Source organism: Streptomyces sp. TAA204, assembly GCF_000424965.1.
Map to the genome: position 1 here is coordinate 1 of NZ_AUKW01000020.1, position 17576 is coordinate 17576.

Genomic DNA, 17576 nt, shown 5'->3' on the forward strand with positions numbered 1-17576 from the left:
TCCAGTCCGCCGTGGCCACGTCGCACACCTCCGAGATCAGGGTGTTGCGACGACCAGTTGAATCCGCCGGTGGGGTGTTCGGTGATGTCGGTGAGCCACAGCTCTGGTTCGGGCCGGTCGCGGTGAAGTCGCGCTGGACGAGATCGTCGTGCACGGGCGGCCCGGGCCTCTTGGCGTTCTTCGGCCGATTCTTCCCGAACACCGACCACCAGCCATGGTCGCGGCAGATCCGCCATGCGGTCCGCTCGCACATGCGCTGTCCGGCGGCCTCGGCTTCACCGGTGAGGAACCGGTAGCCGAACTCCGGGTCATCACGGTGAGCGTCGAACAGGGCGTTCGCGCGGTAGGCCACGGTGATCTCGGTGTCCGTGACCGGCTGCCGCAGCCAGCGGTAGTAGTGCTGGCGGGAGAGCGTGAGCACCCGACACGCAACCGCGACAGGGATGTTGTCGGCGGCGAGGTCTCTCACGAGCGGGTAGAGCCTTTTGCCGGCAGGTGAGCCTGCGAGAGGTAGGCTCCGCGCGGCGCAGGACCTCGTTCTCCTGCTCCAGCAGCCGCACCCGCTTCTTCAACTCGCGGTTCTCGGCCGACTCCGACCTGGTGACGCCCGGCTCCTCGCCGTCCTCGACCTTCGCCTGGCGCATCCACTTCGACAGCGTCATCTCATGGACGCCGAAGTCCTTCGCGATCTGCGCGAGAGTGACGCCCTTCTCGCGGTTACGGGCCACGCGGACGACATCGTCACGGAACTCTTGAGGGTAGGGAACAGGCACGGCTACATCCTTCCAGGCCGCCCCGCGGGCAAGCCAGATCAGATGACCCCAGACCCTGCATCAGTCCCGTACGCGTGGCTTCGGTGACGGCTGGCGACTGGGTGCTCCTCCACCCTGTGGCCCCGCCGCACGGCTTCGGCTGCCAACCCCTGAACGAGCAGGAGAGCGCGACGACGCATTGCCGCCGGCATCACCGGTCGGTCCTGGTCGTCTCGAAGGGCAGCCACCACCGGATGCGGCGAGCGCAGTTGAGACGGCACCGGTACCGCCGGGGCCTCGTCCGGCGACTGCTTGTTCGTGTTGAGATGAGGTCCATCCAGCAGCGAAATCTGCAAGTCACGGGTGCGGTTGAACAGGCGCTGCTTCTCGATGCGCTTGCCTTCGGGGACGAGACCGTGTCGCTTTGCGAAGTCGACGATCCGCCGCCACTCCGTGATCTCTTCCTCGGTCGGGGCGGAGATGGTGACCTGCCGCTTGGCGGTGAGTTGCTCGACCAGCTGGATCGCCTTCGCCCGTCGAGCGAGGGGGATGGGCCTCTCGCTGTATGGAGTTGGCTTCTTCGGCGCGCTTTTCGCAGCCCGTGGCCGGCGTTTCGTTGCCGTCGGACGTGTATCGCTGCTTCCCGTGTTCGGAGTGCTGGATGCACCGGCGGTCGAGGCGGCTGGCTTGTCCTCCGCGTGCGCAGGGTCGTCAGGATGGCGACCGTGCTTGAGGTAGAACTTCCCGGCGTCGGTGACCTCGGTCAGAAGCTCGCCCCGTCGACGAGTGATCGCCAAGAGGCCCCGGTCGCGCAAGGCGTAGGCCGAACGCCTTTGACTTGCAGCCTGCTCGCCGAGTTCCTCGCCCGCGTCGAGGCGGTCAAGGAGCGTACGTTGCCGATCGTTCAGCGGTGACCAGCGATACATGCCGTCAGCTCACCCCGAAACTCCATGCCGGGCAATCACTCGTGAGGGGAAACGAAGCGGCTCCTTGCAGGAGATCCGCGGTGCACGTGCGTGAGCGATGCGTGAGCGGACGGGACAGCACACCTTGGATCAGGGATCACCGGTCACCAGAGCACCCGTCGCTGACCAGCAAAAACGACATCCCGCCCCAGAGTTCAGCACACCCCGTCACGATCTTGCAGGCCTCGTAATGCGTAGGTCGGGGGTTCGACTCCCCCAGGCGGCTCAGCTGAAGCCTCAGGGCAGAGAACTTCTGACCTGGGGTTTTCTGCTGCTCGGGACATGACGCGTCACACGGCCGGGGGCCGAGGGATGGCATGCGTGAGCGAATGTGACGCTCCAAGGTCGCCATAGGACAAGAGGTGGCGCCATGGCGACCGATCCACGCCCTCTGTGGGAGCAGCGCAGGCTGGTTGTCGGCTACTGGCCGGAGCTGAGAGCGGCGGTGGACTCCACGAGACCGTCTCGCTCCAGCCGTCCGAGTACATCTGCCGTGGTGCCGGGTGGGTTTCGCCAGGAGTCGGCTATCTGCTGCACGGCTGCGAAGACCCGTTGCCGGTCGAGATCGATTTGGGCGAGGATGAAGTCGTCTGCGGAGACGGCTTCGAGGTTCCACGGCGCCAGCGTCTCCTCGGGAAAATCCTTGAGGTTGTTGGTCACGATCAGCTGAGCCCGCGATTTGATCGCGGCAGCGAGTACGTGATGGTCATCTGTGTCGGGAAGTTGGAGTGCGGACTCCAGGGGTTCGTAGTCCTTGACGAGACAGTCCCGCACGGCACGCATCATCAGTTCGCGTGTTCGGGCCAGTTTCGCGGGAGCGAGTTCTGGACGGTTCGCCTGAAGGTTCGTGAAGACCTCGTCCAGGATCCGATCCGTCCACTTCGCTTGTACGAGCCCCGCCTGCGCAACGCGGATGAGCAGATCGCGGAGTGTGCTCGGGTACAGAACGCAGGCGTCGTAGACAACAGTGAACGCCACGAGGTCAGATCAGCCCCATCTCCTGGTTCAGTGCGGTGAGCTCGTCCGCTGCCTTCCGACGCTTCCGGTCGTCTTGGCGCTGATACTCGAGTAGCGACTGTGCCCTGATCCTTCGGTGGGTGCCGACCTTCCGGTAGTCGATCTCGCCGGCCTCCAGAAGTCCGATCAGGAACGGCCGGGAGACGTTCAGCATGTCGGCTGCCTGCTGTGTGGTCAGCTCCGCGTGCTCGGGAACGATGGAGACGGCGCGGCCGGCCGCCATGTGGCTCAGTACCGTCGCCAGCAGCTCCACGGCCTCGCGCGGCAGCTCGAGGTCGGCGTCTCCCTCCTCGATCCGGAAGTGGATCCGTTCGGCGTCGGGGAAGCGGGCGAGGGAGTTCTTCACGGGTGACAGGGCCCGTGCCGCGAAATCGGCATTCACCTCGGACGAAGGGGTGGGGCGGGCAGTCGAGGGGCTCATTGGTGTGACCGTCCCTTCAAGCGGCGGTACGGATCATGTCAAAGTGTCGTAGCTGCATTGTCCGCAACAATCGAAATAAGTGCAACCGTTGCCGCTCGTGGCGGTCAGTCGTCCGGCATGCCGCTCGGGCCACGAGCCTGCGTGAGCGATGTGTGAGCGGACGGTCCGGCACAGCGTGGGCTCTCCGGCATGGCTGGGCGGGGGGTGCGCGCTTGTGAACAGGGGAAACGGGGTGTGGCGGCAGCGTCCGGCACGGACCGGCATGATCTTGCAGGCCTCGTAATGCGTAGGTCGGGGGTTCGACTCGCCCAGGCGGCTCCCGGGGAAACCGCAGGTCATGTCTTTGACCTGGGGTTTCTTTTTGCCCCTGCGGGGCGAGCTTCCGCGCCGTACGGGCCGAGTCGAGGTGTGAGGACGCGGAGGACTGCGAGGTGCTCTTCCGGACTTCGGGATGCCCGGGCGTTTCCGCTTGCCGTCGGACAGGCGCCACCTGGGGCCGATCCCCGCCGGGAGTCCTCTACCATCCATGACGCACAGAATTCGCGCACACAGGGGGCCATGTGAGTACACAGACCGAGACCCACGAGTTCCAGGCGGAGGCACGGCAGTTGCTGCGCCTGATGGTCCACTCGATCTACTCGAACAAGGACATCTTCCTCCGGGAGCTCATCTCCAACGCCTCCGACGCCCTGGACAAGGTCCGGCGGGCGAAGCTCGTAGAGTCCGACCTCGATGTGGAGACCGGCGACCTGCACATTCGCATCGACGCGGACCGGGAGCAGCGCACCCTGACCGTGGCCGACAACGGCATCGGCATGTCCCGTGACGACGTGGTCGACCTCATCGGCACCGTGGCGAAGTCGGGGACGGCCGAGCTGCTGGAGCGGTTGAAGGAGGCGGAGGACGGCGAGGCCTCCCGGGAGCTCATCGGCCAGTTCGGCGTCGGTTTCTACGCCACATTCATGGTGGCGGACCGGGTGACGCTGGTGACCCGCCGTGCGGGCGAGGACGTGGGCACCCGCTGGGAGTCCGACGGTGACGGCACCTACACCGTCGAGCCGGTTCCGGACGCCCCGCAGGGGACCGCGGTCACCGTGCACCTCAAACCGAAGGACGAGGAGGACCGTCTCTTCGACTACACCGAAGAATGGAAGATCCGGGAGATCGTCAAGCGGTACTCCGACTTCATCGGCTGGCCCATCCGGATGGAGGTGGAGCGGCCCGGCGACGGCGAGGCCGAGTCGGACGGGTCGGAGCGGGAGCTGACCACACTCAATTCGATGAAGGCCCTCTGGTCTCGCCCCCGCTCGGAGGTGGAGGACGAGGAGTACAAGGAGTTCTACCGGCACGTCAGCCACGACTGGAACGATCCGCTGGAGACCATCTCGCTCCGCGCGGAGGGGGCGTTCGAGTACGAGGCGCTGCTGTTCATCCCGTCGCAGGCGCCGTTCGACCTGTACACGCGCGACAGCCGGCCGGGGGTCCAGCTGTACGTGAAGCGCGTGTTCATCATGGACGACTGCCAGGAGCTGATGCCGGAGTACCTGCGGTTCGTCAGGGGTGTGGTGGACGCGCAGGATCTCTCCCTGAACATCTCCCGGGAGCTTCTCCAGCAGGACCGGCAGATCCACCTGATGCGCCGGCGCTTGGTGAAGAAGGTGCTGTCCACGGTGAAGGGACTGATGAAGTCCGACGAGGACCGCTACCGCACCTTCTGGCGGGAGTTCGGCAGCGCCGTCAAGGAGGGTCTGCTCAGCGACACCGACAACCAGGGCGCGATCCTTGACATCGCCTCGTTCTCCTCCACGCACGACCCGGAGCAGCAGACGACGCTGGCGGAGTACGTGGAGCGGATGCAGGAGGGGCAGGAGGAGATCTACTTCATGACCGGTTCGTCCCGGTCGCAGATCGAGAATTCGCCCCACATGGAGGCGTTCCACGCCAAGGGGTACGAGGTGCTGCTGCTGACCGACCCCGTGGACGAGATGTGGGTGGACGCGGTCCGCGAGTTCGAGGGGAAACGGCTGCTGTCCATCGCCAAGGGGCAGGTCGACCTCGACGAGGCGGAGGGCGAGGACGACGCCAAGCCGGAGGACGAGGAGCGCAAGCGGGAGTTCACGCCGCTGCTGTCCTGGATGCAGGAGCAGTTGGGCGAGCAGGTCAAGCAGGTCCGTCTGTCCACCCGGCTCACCACGTCGCCGGCCTGTCTGGTCAACGACGCGCACGACATGACGCCGACGATGGAGAAGATGTACCGCGCGATGGGGCACAGTGCCCCGCCCATCAAGCGGATCCTCGAGCTCAACCCCGAGCATCACCTGGTGACGGGGCTGCTCGCTGCCCACGGGAAGGAGCCGGACGACCCGGCCCTGGCGCAGACCGCCGAGCTGGTGTACGGCACCGCTCTGCTGGCGGAGGGCGGAGAGTTGGGCGACCCGGCTCGGTTCGCCCGCCTCGTCACCGACCGTGTGGCCCGCTCCCTCTAGCACGGGGAGGCATGAGGAAGGGCCGGGGCGTGGTGACCCGGCCCTTGCTCGTGGGACCTGCCCGCTTGGTGGGCGGTCAGGGGGTTCGTAATGATCCTTGACGAGGCAGTCCCGCGCGGCCCGCATCATCAATTCGTGTGTGCGGGCCAGTTGGCAGTCGAAGGGCTCATGGCGTGACCGTCCTTTCAGGCGGCGGTAAGGATCATGTCCAAGTGTCAGGCGGTGGGCGCCTCGTCCCGGGATGCGGCGAGGGCCGCGTCGGTGTCCGCGGTGGCCAGCAGGGCGTTGATGTGGGCGCCGGCCAAGGCGCCGGCCGCCGCGGAGGCCCCGACCTGTGCGGTGAGGTCGGTGGCGTTGCCGGCCACCCACACGCCCGGCACCTCGGTGGTGCCGGCCATGCCGGAGGCGAAGCGGCGGCCCATGTTGTCGGGCAGGTCCTCCGTCGGCAGCTTCAGGCCGTCCAGGCCCTCGGTGCGGGCCTGCATCCGCGTGGCGACGGCGAGGACGGGGCGGGCGGCGAACTGGCCGCCGGTCAGGCGCACTCCCGCGAGGGTGCCGTCCTCGTTGTCGACGGCTTCCCGCACCGGCGTGTCGACGACGCGGATGCCGCGGGCGGCGAAGCGCGCGCGGGTGTCCTCATCCGGGGGAGTGCCGTGGGCGAAGTAGATCAGGTCCTCGGTCAGTTGACGGAAGAGGAGCGCGTGGTGGACGGAGGCCGGGCCGGTGTTGAGGATGCCGATGGGCTCGTCGCGCACCTCCCAGCCGTGGCAGTACGGGCAGTGCACCACGCCGTGTCCCCAGTGCTCGGTGAGACCGGGAACGTCGGGCAGCACGTCCCGCAGGCCGGTGGCCACCAGGACACGGCGCGCGGTCACGCTCCGGCCGTCGGCCAGGGTGACGGTGAAGCGCAGATCCCCGTCAGCCGGCGGGGTGGCGGGCTCGGCCGAGACCACCTTGCCGAGGGTGATGCGGCCGCCGTACTGGCGCACCTGCTCCCGGCCCCGCCGGAGGATCTCGGAGGGCGGGGTGCCGTCCAGGACGATGAAACCGTGCATGGCCCCGGCCGGCGCGTTGCGCGGAGTGCCGCTGTCGATCACCACGACCGAGCGGCGGGAGCGGGCGAGCATCAGCGCGCCGTTCAGCCCCGCGGCACCGCCGCCGATCACCACCACGTCGACGGTCCCACCGGGCAGTGCGTCGCTCGGGTACGGAGAAGTCGTCACAGCCATGGCCTCCTGCCCTTTCCTCGATCGTGGCCGCGGACGCTCCGGGCCATCCGCACACGACGCTAACGCCGTGTTGCATGCAGGGCATACTGTGTTGCTCATGACGCAAGAAGATGGAGAGCTGGACGGCCTCGTACGCAAACGCATCCGCGCTCTGCGGGTGGCGCAGGGCTGGTCGCTGGAAGAGCTGGCCACCCGTGCCCGCCTCAGCCAGTCCTCGCTGAGCCGCATCGAGAACGGCCGGCGCCGCCTCGCACTGGATCAGCTGGTCACCCTCGCCCGTGCTCTGGACACGACGCTGGACCAGCTCGTGGAGACCGCCGCCGAGGACGTGGTCACCAGCCCGGTGATCGACAGCGCCCACGGCCTGATGCGCTGGCCGGTGAAGGGTGATCCCGGGGTGACCGTGGTACGCCAGCGCATGACCGAACCACCGCCCAAGAACCCGGCACACATGCGTGCCCACCCGGGGCGCGAATGGCTCGTCGTCCTGTCCGGCACCGCGATCCTCATGCTCGGCCACCGCCGCTTCCGCCTCGAGGCCAACCAGGCAGCCGAGTTTCCCACGATGATGCCGCACGCGATCGGCGCCGAGGGCGGACCATGCGAGATCCTGGGCATCTTCGACCGCGACGCCCGCCGCGGCCACCAGGCCGAGGCCGGCGACGCAGACGCTCGCGGCACTCGCGAATGACGGCGCGGGCCGAGACGGCCTCCGCGGCGGTGAGTTGGCGTGCGCCTGTGTGCTCGCCCTCGCACCGGTAGTGTCGCGTCTCGGTTCTGAGTCGGCTTATGAGATGGCTTTTTGCGGGGGAGCATGCTTGAACACCGTACGCGCGGGGCTGTCATGGCCCTTCTCGCCCTCGCGCTGCTGACGGCGTGCGGCGGCGACGGCAGTCCGGGCACCGCCAAACGCGGTGACGATTTCGATCAGGACGACATCAAGGTGGCGATCCTCAAGTGCGCGGGTGACGGACGTCCCGCCGCAACGGCGAGGGTCACGGCCAACACGTCGCCACGTGACCGCAAGTACTTCGTGGGGTTGGAGTTCCTCGACTCGAAGGGGAACGTCATCGACAGCTCTTCCCAGAAGCTGACCCCGGAGTCGGACTCCGGGGACGAGGAGATCTCAGCCGAGGTCACGTTCCCCATGAGTGAACCCGAGAAGGCGGACAGGGTCGACTCCTGCAGGATGGAGCACGCCTTCTGATCCCCGGCCGCCCGCCCGCCACCGGACTCGCCAGGCCGCCCCTCTTCCGCCGTCCCGGCAGCACGGTGCCACCGTGACGGCGGAAGAGGGGCGGCGGCGAAAGCTCTACGAAAGCTTTCGGGGCGCTCCGCTAGGGTGACGTGCGAGCGAAGAATCAGGGTGACAGGAGGTCCGCCGTGGCCGTACCGCACGTGGCAGGCGACCGCGCGGGACGTGAGGGCGCGGGACGTGACGGCATGGGAGGCGACGGCGCGGGGCCGGGGCAGGGTCGCGGCGAACGCGTCACCATCAGCGACATCGCCCGTGAGGCCGGTGTCTCCGTTCCCACGGTCTCCAAGGTGCTCAACGGGCACGCGCACGTCGCCGCCGGAACGCGCCGCCGGGTCGAGCGGCTGCTGGTCGAGCATCAGTACACGCGCCGCGCCAAGCGCCGCGAGGGACAGGCGCGGCTCGTCGACCTCGTCTTCAACAACCTCGACAGCGAGTGGTCGGTGGAGATCATCCGCGGTGTCGAGATGGTCGCCCACGAGTCGGGTCTCGGCACTGTCGTGTCCGCCATCCACGGGGAGACGACCGAGGAGCGCAGGTGGCTGGACAATCTCACCGCGCGCTGGTCGGACGGCATCATCCTGGCCGTCACCGAACTCAGGCCCGCGCACGCGGAGCAGATCCGGGCGCTGGGCATCCCCATGGTCATCATCGACCCGGTCGGCCAGCCCGACCCCCATGTCGCCTCCGTCGGTGCGACCAACTGGAACGGCGCTCTGACGGCCACCGAGCATCTGATCTCTCTGGGACACGAGCGCATCGGCCTCATCGGCGGCCGGCCCGATGTGCAGTGCAGCCGTGCGCGGCTGGACGGCTACCGCTCGGCCATGCAGTCGGCCGGACTGCCCCTCGACGAGGACCTCGTCGCGGAGGGCGACTTCTACGCACCGCGCGGCGAGCAGGCGGCACATGAACTGCTCTCCCTGCCGCACCCGCCCACCGCGATCTTCGCGGGCAACGACCAGCAGGCACTCGGCGTGTACCGCACAGCCGGGCACCTCGGTCTGCGCGTCCCGGACGACCTGAGCGTGGTCGGCTTCGACGACCTGCCGGCCGCCCGGCTGTCGTCACCGCCGCTGACCACCGTCCGGCAGCCCGTGGCGCAGATGGCGGCGCAGGCGATGCGGATGCTGCTGCTCTATCTGGAGACCGGCTCTTTCGAGACCCGGAGACTGGAGCTGTCCACGGAACTCGTCGTCCGGGACAGCACCGCTCCTCCGCCGCGGAACTGACCGGCCGGGGGCCGGTCCCTCATCCGCGTCCGCTCACCTGTACGGAAGTCCGCAGCACCCGGTCGTGCCCGGCGGCCCGCGGTGCGGTGCCGGCGATACGGAACGCGCCCTCCAGGGGCGTGTCCGTACTCGACCGCCCGATCCGTACCTCGGTCACGCCGGGTTCCACCACTCGACGACCGTCCCGCCCGGTGAAGGCGGTGCGGTCCGTGTGCAGGCCGAACGTCACCCGGCGGCGCTCGCCCGGAGCGAGTTCCACACGTGTGAACCCGGCCAGCTCCCGCCAGGGCCGGGTCACCTGGGCGACGGGGTCGGTGAGGTAGAGCTGCACGGTCTCCGTGCCCGTACGCCCGCCCGTGTTGGTGACCGTGCAGGAGATCTCCAGCGCGCCGTCGACCGGCACCTCCTGGCTGCTCAGCTCCAACTCCCCGTAGGAGAAGCGGGTGTAGGACAGGCCGTGCCCGAAGGGGAACAGCGGAGTCGGGTCCTGTGCGCTCACTTCGCTGGCACGTCCCAGCGCCGCCGTCAGATAGGTGCCCGGCTGACCCCCGGGCAGGCGGGGCACGCTCACCGGCAGCCGGCCGGAGGGGTCCGCGCGGCCGGTCAGTACGTCCGCCAGTGCCGCCGCGCCCTCCTCGCCGGGGAAGAAGGTCTGCACGATCGCCGCGGCGCGTCCGGCTGCCGCTCCCAGCGCGTACGGACGTCCGCTGACCACGACCAGCACCACGGGAGTGCCGCTCTCCAGCAGTTCCTCCAGCAGTTCGGCCTGCACCCCGGGCAGCGACAGATCGGGTACGTCGCACCCTTCGCCCGACGTGCCGCGTCCGAAGAGGCCCGCACGGTCGCCGAGTACGGCCAGGCAGACGTCCGCCTCCCGCGCGGCGGCCACGGCCCGGGCGAAGCCCGACCTGTCCGTCTCCCGCACGGGGCAGCCCTGTTCGTGGGTGACGAGACGGGCACCGAGCCCTTCCCTCAGCCCTTCCAGCACGCTCGGCACGGCCACGCCCATGTCCCACTCCGGGTGGCGCACGCCCACGTGCGCGGGGAAGGAGTAGCAGCCCTGGAGCCCGAGAGCGTCGTCGGCGAGCGGACCGACAACAGCGACGTGACCGGGCGCACCGAGCGGCAGCAGCCCGGCGTCGTCGGCGAGCAGCACGACCGACTCACGAGCCAACTGCCTTGCCAGAGCGCGGTGTTCGGGCGGGTCGAGATCCGGCTCGCGCACGGGTGGTTCGGGATTCCAGTCCCGGTCGAGCAGCCCCAGTTCGCACTTCTGCCGCAGTACGCGCGTCAGGGCACGGTCCACCAGGGCCTCGTCCACCGCGCGCTCGCGCACCTGCTCGGCCAGCGGTTCCCCGTAGCACCGTGCGGTCGGGAGTTCGACGTCGACGCCGGCGTTGAGTGCCTGGACGGCCGCCTCGCCCGGGCTGCCCGCGGTGTGGTGCAGCAGTTCGAGGAACGAGATCCCGAAGTAGTCGGCGACGACGGTCCCTTCGAAGCCCCACTCCTCGCGCAGGACGCCGGTCAGCAGTCGTTCGTCGGCGGCGGTGGGCACGCCGTCGATCTCCGTGTAGGCGTGCATCACCGAGCGGGCGCCCGCTTCGCGCAGCGCGGTCTCGAAGGGCGGCAGGACCACGTCGGCCAGTTCACGCGGTCCCATGCTCACCGGCGCCAGGTTGCGTCCCGCCCGGCCGGCCGCGTATCCGGCGAAGTGCTTCAGTGTGGCGATGACGCCGGCCGACTCCAGTCCGGAGACGTAGGCGGAGCCGATCTCGGAGACGAGATACGGGTCCTCCCCGATGGTCTCCTCGACCCGGCCCCAGCGTGCGTCCCGTACGACGTCCAGTACGGGAGCCAGCCCCTGGTGCACGCCGACCGCGCGCATGCTCTCGCCGACGGCCCCGGCCATCCGCCGTACAAGGTCGGTGTCGAAGGTGGCTCCCCAGGCCAGCGGGACGGGGAAGACGGTCGCGCCCCAGGTGGTGAAGCCGGCGAGACACTCCTCATGTGCCACGGCGGGTATGCCGAACCGGCCGGCCGCCATGATCTCCCGCTGACTGGCGGCCAGCGCCTTCGCACCGGCGGCCGGAGTGACGGGGCGGGTGCCGAAGACGCGCGTGAGCTGCCCGAGTCCGTCTCTGATCAACTCCTCCCAGGACGGCGACTCGCCGGCGAGGTCGTCCTGGTGCGGGGCGACGCCCCGGCCGTCGTGGGTGGCGCCCACCCACACTCCGACCAGCTGGGCGAGCTTCTCCTCGAGGGTCATGCGGGCCATCAGGTCGGCCACGCGGGCGTCGGGCGTCAGCCGTGCGTCGCGCCACGGCGCTGCCTCGTCGTGGTCCTCCGGGGTGGGCGCGTGATGCGCGTCCTGTTGCATCGTCACCTCGTCGAGTGGAGTGGTTGAGCGAAGGCTAGCCGATGCTTTCGGAAACTTTCTACGGTGAGGCGCCACTGCTGTGTGAGGGGTGAGTGGCTCTGGAGAAGCTCGTAGAAGTGAACCCGTGCAGGGTTATTGACGCCCCTGGCGCCTTCGCCCTAAGTTCCACGCCAACCTCTCGGTTTCGGATTCGACCGAAAGTTTCTAAGGCGGAGATGCCATGGCAGCCACGGCGATTCGGGCGACGCACAGCCGACGTCGCTTCCTGACCGGTCTCACCGGCATCGGAGCCGCAGGCATGGGAGCGGCTCTCACCGGCTGCTCGGCCGCCGGGCTCGGCGCCGGCCGAGACAGCCGCGGACTGGACGTATGGACCCTCACCGACCCGGTGCAGAACAAGATCCAGCGCGCCGCCCTGGCTCGCCTCCCGCGCAGCCAGGCCTCGCGTGCCAAGCTCACGGGGTTCCCCAACACCGGCTACGCGCAGAAACTCCGGATCGCCATGGGTACTTCGGACGGGCCGGACGTGTTCTGGAGCTGGGGTGGTGAGTCGCTGCGCCCCTACCAGGAAGCCGGCCTCGTGGTCGACCTGGCGGAGCGCTTCGGCAGCGACACCCGGTGGCGCGACGCTTTCCTGCCCGCGGCTCTCCAGGCCGCCCGCGTCGACGGCGGCGAACCGTTCGGGCTGCCCGTGCGCGGGATGCAGCCGGTCATCCTCTTCTGCAACCAGTCCCTCTTCGACGAGCACGACCTGCGCCCGCCCCGTACCTGGGACGAACTGCTCGACGTCGTCGACGCCTTCGTCGACGCGGACGTCGTCCCCGTCTCGCTGGCAGGGGCGGAAAGCTGGTGCGAGCTGATGTGGCTCGAATGCATCACCGGGCGGCTCACCGGCACCGAACCGCTGCGGAGGATATTCGCGGGAGAGCGCGGCAGCTGGCGGCACCCCGCCATCGAGGAAGCCCTCGACCGGATACAGAAGCTGGTCCGCCGCGGCGCCTTCGGCCAGGCGTTCGGATCGGTCAGCTACGGATCGGGCGGTGCCACCGCACTCTTCGCCAAGGGCCGTGCCGCCATGCACCTGATGGGCTCATGGGAGTACTCCAACCTGCGCAACGACCACAGGCGTTTCACCGAGGACGGTCTGAGCTGGGTGTCCTTCCCGACCGTCCCCGGCGGCACGGGCGACCGCCGCGCCCTGGTCGGAAACAACACCAACTACCTCTCCATCAACACCAGAAGCACCGACATCGACGCGGGTCTCGAGCTGCTCGGCACCCAACTCGCCGCGCGTCCCTTCATCGACGCCCTCATCGAGGCGGGTGACGTTCCCGCCGCCGTCGGCATCGAGGACCGGCTGCGCGACATGGCCCCCGACCCGGAGTTCGCGCTGTACGTCTACCGCATCGTCTCCGAGGCCCCCGACTTCACCCTCTCCTGGGACCAGGCGATGCTCCCCGCCGTGAAGGAGGCGATGCTCTCCAGCCTCCAGCAGATCTTCCTGGAGAAGCTCTCCCCGCGGCAGTTCGTCGACGCGATGGAGTTGATCCAGTGACCGCCCCCGCACCGGCACCCGCCCGTCCGGAGGTCCGCGGCAGCGGCCCGCGCGGCACGCACACCGGCAGCGCCGTCCGGCCCGGCGCCCTCTACGCCGTCCCGGCCATGCTCGTCTTCGGCGTCTTCGCGCTCCTGCCGCTCGTCCTGGTCTGCTGGCTCTCCTTCACGACCTGGAACGGCCTGGGCGACCCGCGTTGGAGCGGGCTGTCCAACTGGCGGGAACTGATCACCGATCCCGGCCTGCTGCACTCGCTGCGGATCACCGCCGTGCTCACCCTCGCCGGCTGGGCGGTCCAGACGCCGCTCGCGCTGCTGCTCGGGGTCTGGGCGGCGGGCCGGCAGCGCGGACGGGCAGTCGCCTCCGCGCTCGTCTTCCTGCCGCTGCTGCTCTCGGGTGCGGCGACCGCTCTGGTCTGGAAGGCGCTGCTCGATCCCAACTTCGGTCTCGCCGGCGCCGTCGGCCCGTGGACCGGCGTGCCCAGCGGGAACATCATCGGTACCTCCGGCGGCGCGCTGGTGGTCATCATCGCCGTCGGCGCCTGGCAGTTCGTGCCGTTCCACATGCTGATGTACCAGGCCGCCGCGCGTAACGTACCCGCGCAGCTCTACGAGGCCGCCACCATCGACGGCGCCGGCCGCGTGCGCCAGTTCTGGTCGATCACGCTGCCGCAGCTGCGCAACACCGTCGTCACTTCTTCCACGCTCATGATCGTCGGCACGATGACCACCTTCGAGACCATCCTGATCCTCACCGACGGCGGTCCCGGGGCGGCCACCCAGTCCATGCCGTTCCGGATGTACCAACAGGCGTTCAAGAGCTTCGAGATGGGGCCCGCTTCGGCGCTGGCCACCGTTCTCGTGCTGTTCGGCACCGCGCTTTCCCTGCTGATCGTCCGGTTCAGCGGCTTCAGCAGGATGCGCTCCACCCTGGAGGGGATCTGATGGCCACGGCCCCGGCTGCCACGCCCGCAGAGGAACGCGCCGTTTCCGGTACGGGGGACGGACCCGGGGGCGGGCGCGGAAGGACCCGGAGGACGTCCGTGCGCGGTCCGCTGTTCGCCCGCGCCAACATCCCCGCGGGCGCCGCGGCCCTGCTCTGGCTCGCGGTCGTCCTGGTCCCCCTGTGGTGCATGCTGAGCTGGAGCGTGCAGAGCCGCGACGGATTCCTCGACAACGGGCCGCTCGGCCTGCCCGGGGAACTGACGCTGGAGAATCTGCAGACGGTCCTGGCGGGCGGCTTCACCAGGGCGTTCTTCAACACGGTGATCGTCACGGCCCTCAGTGTCGCCCTGACCCTCGTGTGCGCCGTACCCGCCGCCTACGCGGTCGTACGCTCCACCAGCCGTTTCGTGTCCGGTGCCTTCTCCGTCTTCCTGCTGGGGCTCGCCATCCCGGCCCAGGCGGTCATCATCCCCGTCTACCTGATGATCGTCCGGATGGGTCTCTACGACACCAAGCTCGCCATCATCCTGCCCACCGTGGCCTTCGGACTGCCGTTCGCCGTCCTCATCCTGGCCGGCTCGCTGCGCGACGTGCCCGGCGAGAACTACGAGGCCATGACCCTCGACGGGGCAGGCCCCATGCGCGTACTGCTCTCCCTGGTCATCCCGATGTCCCGCGGCAGCATCGTCGCCGTCGGCATCTACGCCGCGCTCCAGGCGTGGAACGGGTTCCTCTTCCCGCTGATCCTCACCCAGTCCGCGGACCAGCAGATCCTCACCCTCAACCTGTGGAACTTCCAGACCGAGTACGGCGTGAACATCCCCGGCCTGATGACGGCCGTACTGCTCTCCGCCGCACCCGTCTTCATCGCGTACGTCCTCGCCCGCCGCTGGATCGTCGCGGGGCTCGCCGGGCTGGGCGGCAAGTAGCCACCCCCGCCCGGCGCCGGTGCGTAAGGGAGACCGCGGACGGGAGAGCTGTCCGGTCCCCGCCGGAGTGCCCGGACGCGCGTCAGCGAGCTCCCTGAACGGTCAGGCCGCTGCCGGCGGCCAGCGGCATCCGGCCCGGCAGCGACCGCCACTGCTGCGGGGTGAAGAAGTGGCCCCCGGGCAGCACCTCCATGGAGAACGGCCCGTCGGTCACCTCCGACCAGCCCTCGTGGAGCTGCGTCACCTCCCGCTCGCCGACCATCAGGTGGATGCCCGCCCGCAGCCGTGGCCGGGCGTCGTGGTGGTAGCCGGAGTACGCCTGGAGATCCATGCGGAGCAACTCCACCGCCATGTCCAGCAGATCGGGATCGCGGAGCACCGACTCCGGGGCGCCGCCGGACGCCTCCAGCCAGTGGGACAGCTCCGCGTCGGATGCGGCGGCCAGAGCCTTGGTGCGGCTGCCCGTCCAGTTCTGCGGGGCGATGTGACCGGACAGCACGAGACTCTGCGGTCCTGTGCCGGCGGCTTCGAGGAGCCTGGCGGTCTCGTACGCGACGAGTGCGCCCATGCTGTGCCCGTAGAGGACGTACGGCGCGCGCGTGTCGCTCGCTATCGCTTCCGCGCAGTCGGCGACCAGGCCCTGCCAGCCACCGGTGATCTCCTCCCCGTACCTGAACTCACGGCCCGGGTAGCAGAGCGAGCGCAGTTCGACGTCCCGAGGCACCTGGCGTGCCCAGGGCCGGAAGCCGACGGTGCCGCCGCCCGCGAAGCTCAGGCATATGAGTCTGCGGGAGGCCCAGGGACGCGGCGTGGGGCGCGCGAGGCGGCTCACAGGGAGTCACCGCCGCTGTCCTCGGCGGCCATCTCCTTGAGCACGACCCGCAACGCGTCGACGGCGATGGCCAGTTCGGACTCGGACACCGACAGCGGCGGCCGCCAGCGCAGTTCGCGTACGCCCGAGGGCAGGAAGATCACTCCGTGGCTGCCGAGCGCCCGTGAGATGACCCGGTCGCGCTGGGCGGTGTCGCGGAGGGTGATGGCGCACATCAGGCCGCGTCCGCGCGGGTTTGTGACCATGCCCGGGTGCTCGGCCGCGATCTCGCGGAGCTGTCCGACCAGATACTCGCCGGTGGTCCGGGCGTTCTCGAAGAGCCCGTCCCGTTCGACGATCTCGAGGATGCGGGTGGCCCGGACCATGTCGACGAGGTTGCCGCCCCAGGTGGAACTGAGCCTGCTCGCCTCGCGGAAGGCGTTGGTCCCGATCTCCCTCACGCGGCGGCCGCCGAGGACGCCGCACACCTGGGTCTTCTTGCCGAAGGCGATGAGGTCCGGTTCGAGTCCCAGCGTCTCGCTGGCCCAGCGGTCGCCGGTGAGTCCGAAGCCGCTCTGCACCTCGTCCGCGACGAACAACGCGTCGTTGCTGCGGCACAGTTCGGCCATCGCGGTCAGGAACTGCGGCCGCAGGTGACGGTCGCCGCCCTCGCCCTGGACCGGCTCGAAGACGAAGCAGGCGATCTCGTGCGGATGGCGGCGGAACTCCGCCTCGGCGGCGGCCAGGGCGCGCCGCTCCTCCTCCAGCAGCCCCGGCTCGTCCCAGCGGCTCATGTCGTTCACGGCGGGGCTCGGGATCCGAGGCCAGTCGAAGACGGGGAAGTCGCGGGTCTTGGCCGGGTCGGTGTTGGTCAGCGACATGGTGTAGCCGGTGCGGCCGTGGAAGGCGTGTTCCAGGTGCAGCACCCTGGAGCCGCGTACGGCCAGGCCACGGGCGGCGTTGTGCTGGGTCTTCCAGTCGAACGCGACCTTCAGCGCGTTCTCGACGGCGAGGCCGCCGCCGTCGATGAAGAAGACGTACGGCATGTCCGCGGAGCCGAAGACCCGCAGGAACGTCTCGGCGAAGCGGATCTGCTCGGCGGTGGCGAAGTCGGGGTTGGCGGGCTTCATCCGGGACGCCGTCAGCAGCGTCTCGTCGAAGTCCGCGGAGCCGTGCAGGCCGGGGTGGTTGTGACCGATCGGAGCCGACGCGAAGAACATCGACATGTCCAGGTAGCGTGCCCCGTCCTGCGCGTCCACCAGCCAGCAGCCGCTGCTGGCACGGACGTCCACCAGGATGTCGCTGAAATCGCCGGTGACATGGTCGCGCAGGAATTCGAGTCTGTTGCCGCTCATCGGGTCCTCCTCGTCGAGTGCGCGGGGTTGTGAGCGCAAGGTGCTCACGCCTGTGCCGCCTGCTGGCGCTCGCGCACGCTGCGCGGCCGGATGTCGGTCCAGATCCTGTCGATGTGGGCGACGCACTCCTCATGGGTGCCGCGGGTGCCTTCGCGGTGCCAGCCCGCGGGGAGGTCGCGCTCGGCTTCCCATATCGAGTACTGCTCCTCGTCGTTGTGGACGACGTCGAAGAGGGGTTCGTTGGCCAT

Annotated in this window: 15 protein-coding genes and 2 pseudogenes; 7 read left to right on the forward strand and 10 right to left on the reverse strand. The window is 69.2% G+C overall.

What is annotated here, in order from left to right; genetic code table 11:
- The 5 genes and pseudogenes from H343_RS35640 to H343_RS0121110 all read right to left on the reverse strand — a co-directional run.
- Positions 1 to 469: pseudogene (locus H343_RS35640) on the reverse strand (hypothetical protein); the annotation flags it as partial.
- 148 nt (positions 470 to 617) lie between these two features.
- A pseudogene (locus H343_RS36085) lies at positions 618 to 773 on the reverse strand (transposase); the annotation flags it as partial.
- A gap of 38 nt (positions 774 to 811) precedes the next feature.
- Positions 812 to 1678, reverse strand: a complete 867-nt coding sequence (locus H343_RS34410) for a hypothetical protein (protein WP_199778971.1) — start codon at positions 1676 to 1678, stop codon at positions 812 to 814.
- A gap of 459 nt (positions 1679 to 2137) precedes the next feature.
- Positions 2138 to 2695 carry a PIN domain-containing protein gene (locus tag H343_RS0121105; protein WP_028432771.1) on the reverse strand — a complete coding sequence of 186 codons (558 nt, stop codon included), beginning with the start codon at positions 2693 to 2695 and terminating at the stop codon, positions 2138 to 2140.
- 4 nt (positions 2696 to 2699) lie between these two features.
- Positions 2700 to 3155, reverse strand: a complete 456-nt coding sequence (locus tag H343_RS0121110; RefSeq protein ID WP_028432772.1) for a helix-turn-helix domain-containing protein — start codon at positions 3153 to 3155, stop codon at positions 2700 to 2702.
- A gap of 560 nt (positions 3156 to 3715) precedes the next feature.
- Between H343_RS0121110 and htpG the strand changes: the two genes are divergently transcribed.
- Complete coding sequence (htpG, locus tag H343_RS0121115; RefSeq protein WP_028432773.1) at positions 3716 to 5641, forward strand: molecular chaperone HtpG; 1926 nt, start codon at positions 3716 to 3718, stop codon at positions 5639 to 5641.
- A 215-nt stretch (positions 5642 to 5856) separates the two neighbouring features.
- Here the strand turns inward: htpG and H343_RS0121120 are convergent, their stop codons facing one another.
- Complete coding sequence (locus H343_RS0121120; protein WP_028432774.1) at positions 5857 to 6870, reverse strand: NAD(P)/FAD-dependent oxidoreductase; 1014 nt, start codon at positions 6868 to 6870, stop codon at positions 5857 to 5859.
- Positions 6871 to 6967: 97 nt separating this feature from the next.
- Here H343_RS0121120 and H343_RS0121125 point away from each other — a divergent pair, with 97 nt between their 5' ends.
- From H343_RS0121125 to H343_RS0121135, 3 genes are all read left to right on the forward strand, one after another.
- Positions 6968 to 7561 (forward strand): helix-turn-helix domain-containing protein, encoded by a 594-nt coding sequence (locus tag H343_RS0121125; protein WP_028432775.1) that lies wholly within the window; start codon positions 6968 to 6970, stop codon positions 7559 to 7561.
- A gap of 153 nt (positions 7562 to 7714) precedes the next feature.
- The gene (locus H343_RS0121130; RefSeq protein ID WP_028432776.1) at positions 7715 to 8077 is read left to right on the forward strand and encodes a hypothetical protein; all 363 of its coding nucleotides are present in this window, start codon (positions 7715 to 7717) and stop codon (positions 8075 to 8077) included.
- Positions 8078 to 8253: 176 nt separating this feature from the next.
- Positions 8254 to 9357, forward strand: coding sequence for a LacI family DNA-binding transcriptional regulator (locus tag H343_RS0121135; protein WP_486586991.1), 1104 nt, complete (start codon positions 8254 to 8256; stop codon positions 9355 to 9357).
- Between the two features lie 19 nt (positions 9358 to 9376).
- Here the strand turns inward: H343_RS0121135 and H343_RS0121140 are convergent, their stop codons facing one another.
- On the reverse strand, positions 9377 to 11734 hold the full coding sequence (locus H343_RS0121140; RefSeq protein WP_051265663.1) for a beta-xylosidase/alpha-l-arabinosidase: 2358 nt from the start codon (positions 11732 to 11734) through the stop codon (positions 9377 to 9379).
- A gap of 220 nt (positions 11735 to 11954) precedes the next feature.
- On the opposite strand from H343_RS0121140, the gene H343_RS0121145 reads away from it, so the two are divergent.
- From H343_RS0121145 to H343_RS0121155, 3 genes are all read left to right on the forward strand, one after another.
- Complete coding sequence (locus H343_RS0121145) at positions 11955 to 13289, forward strand: extracellular solute-binding protein (RefSeq protein ID WP_028432779.1); 1335 nt, start codon at positions 11955 to 11957, stop codon at positions 13287 to 13289.
- Complete coding sequence (locus H343_RS0121150) at positions 13286 to 14233, forward strand: carbohydrate ABC transporter permease (protein WP_028432780.1); 948 nt, start codon at positions 13286 to 13288, stop codon at positions 14231 to 14233. The genes H343_RS0121145 and H343_RS0121150 overlap by 4 nt, the downstream gene beginning before the upstream one ends.
- A gap of 98 nt (positions 14234 to 14331) precedes the next feature.
- Positions 14332 to 15162, forward strand: coding sequence for a carbohydrate ABC transporter permease (locus tag H343_RS0121155; RefSeq protein ID WP_028432781.1), 831 nt, complete (start codon positions 14332 to 14334; stop codon positions 15160 to 15162).
- An 82-nt stretch (positions 15163 to 15244) separates the two neighbouring features.
- On the opposite strand, the gene H343_RS31920 is transcribed toward H343_RS0121155, so the two are convergent.
- From H343_RS31920 to H343_RS0121170, 3 genes are read right to left on the reverse strand one after another with little or no spacing between them, the layout of a single operon-like run.
- A complete protein-coding gene (locus H343_RS31920) occupies positions 15245 to 15994 on the reverse strand; it encodes an alpha/beta fold hydrolase (protein WP_051265665.1) in 750 nt (249 codons plus the stop codon).
- The gene (gene lat / locus H343_RS31925; protein ID WP_051265666.1) at positions 15991 to 17328 is read right to left on the reverse strand and encodes an L-lysine 6-transaminase; all 1338 of its coding nucleotides are present in this window, start codon (positions 17326 to 17328) and stop codon (positions 15991 to 15993) included. The genes H343_RS31920 and lat overlap by 4 nt, the downstream gene beginning before the upstream one ends.
- A gap of 44 nt (positions 17329 to 17372) precedes the next feature.
- The gene (locus H343_RS0121170) at positions 17373 to 17576 is read right to left on the reverse strand and encodes an MbtH family NRPS accessory protein (protein WP_028432782.1); all 204 of its coding nucleotides are present in this window, start codon (positions 17574 to 17576) and stop codon (positions 17373 to 17375) included.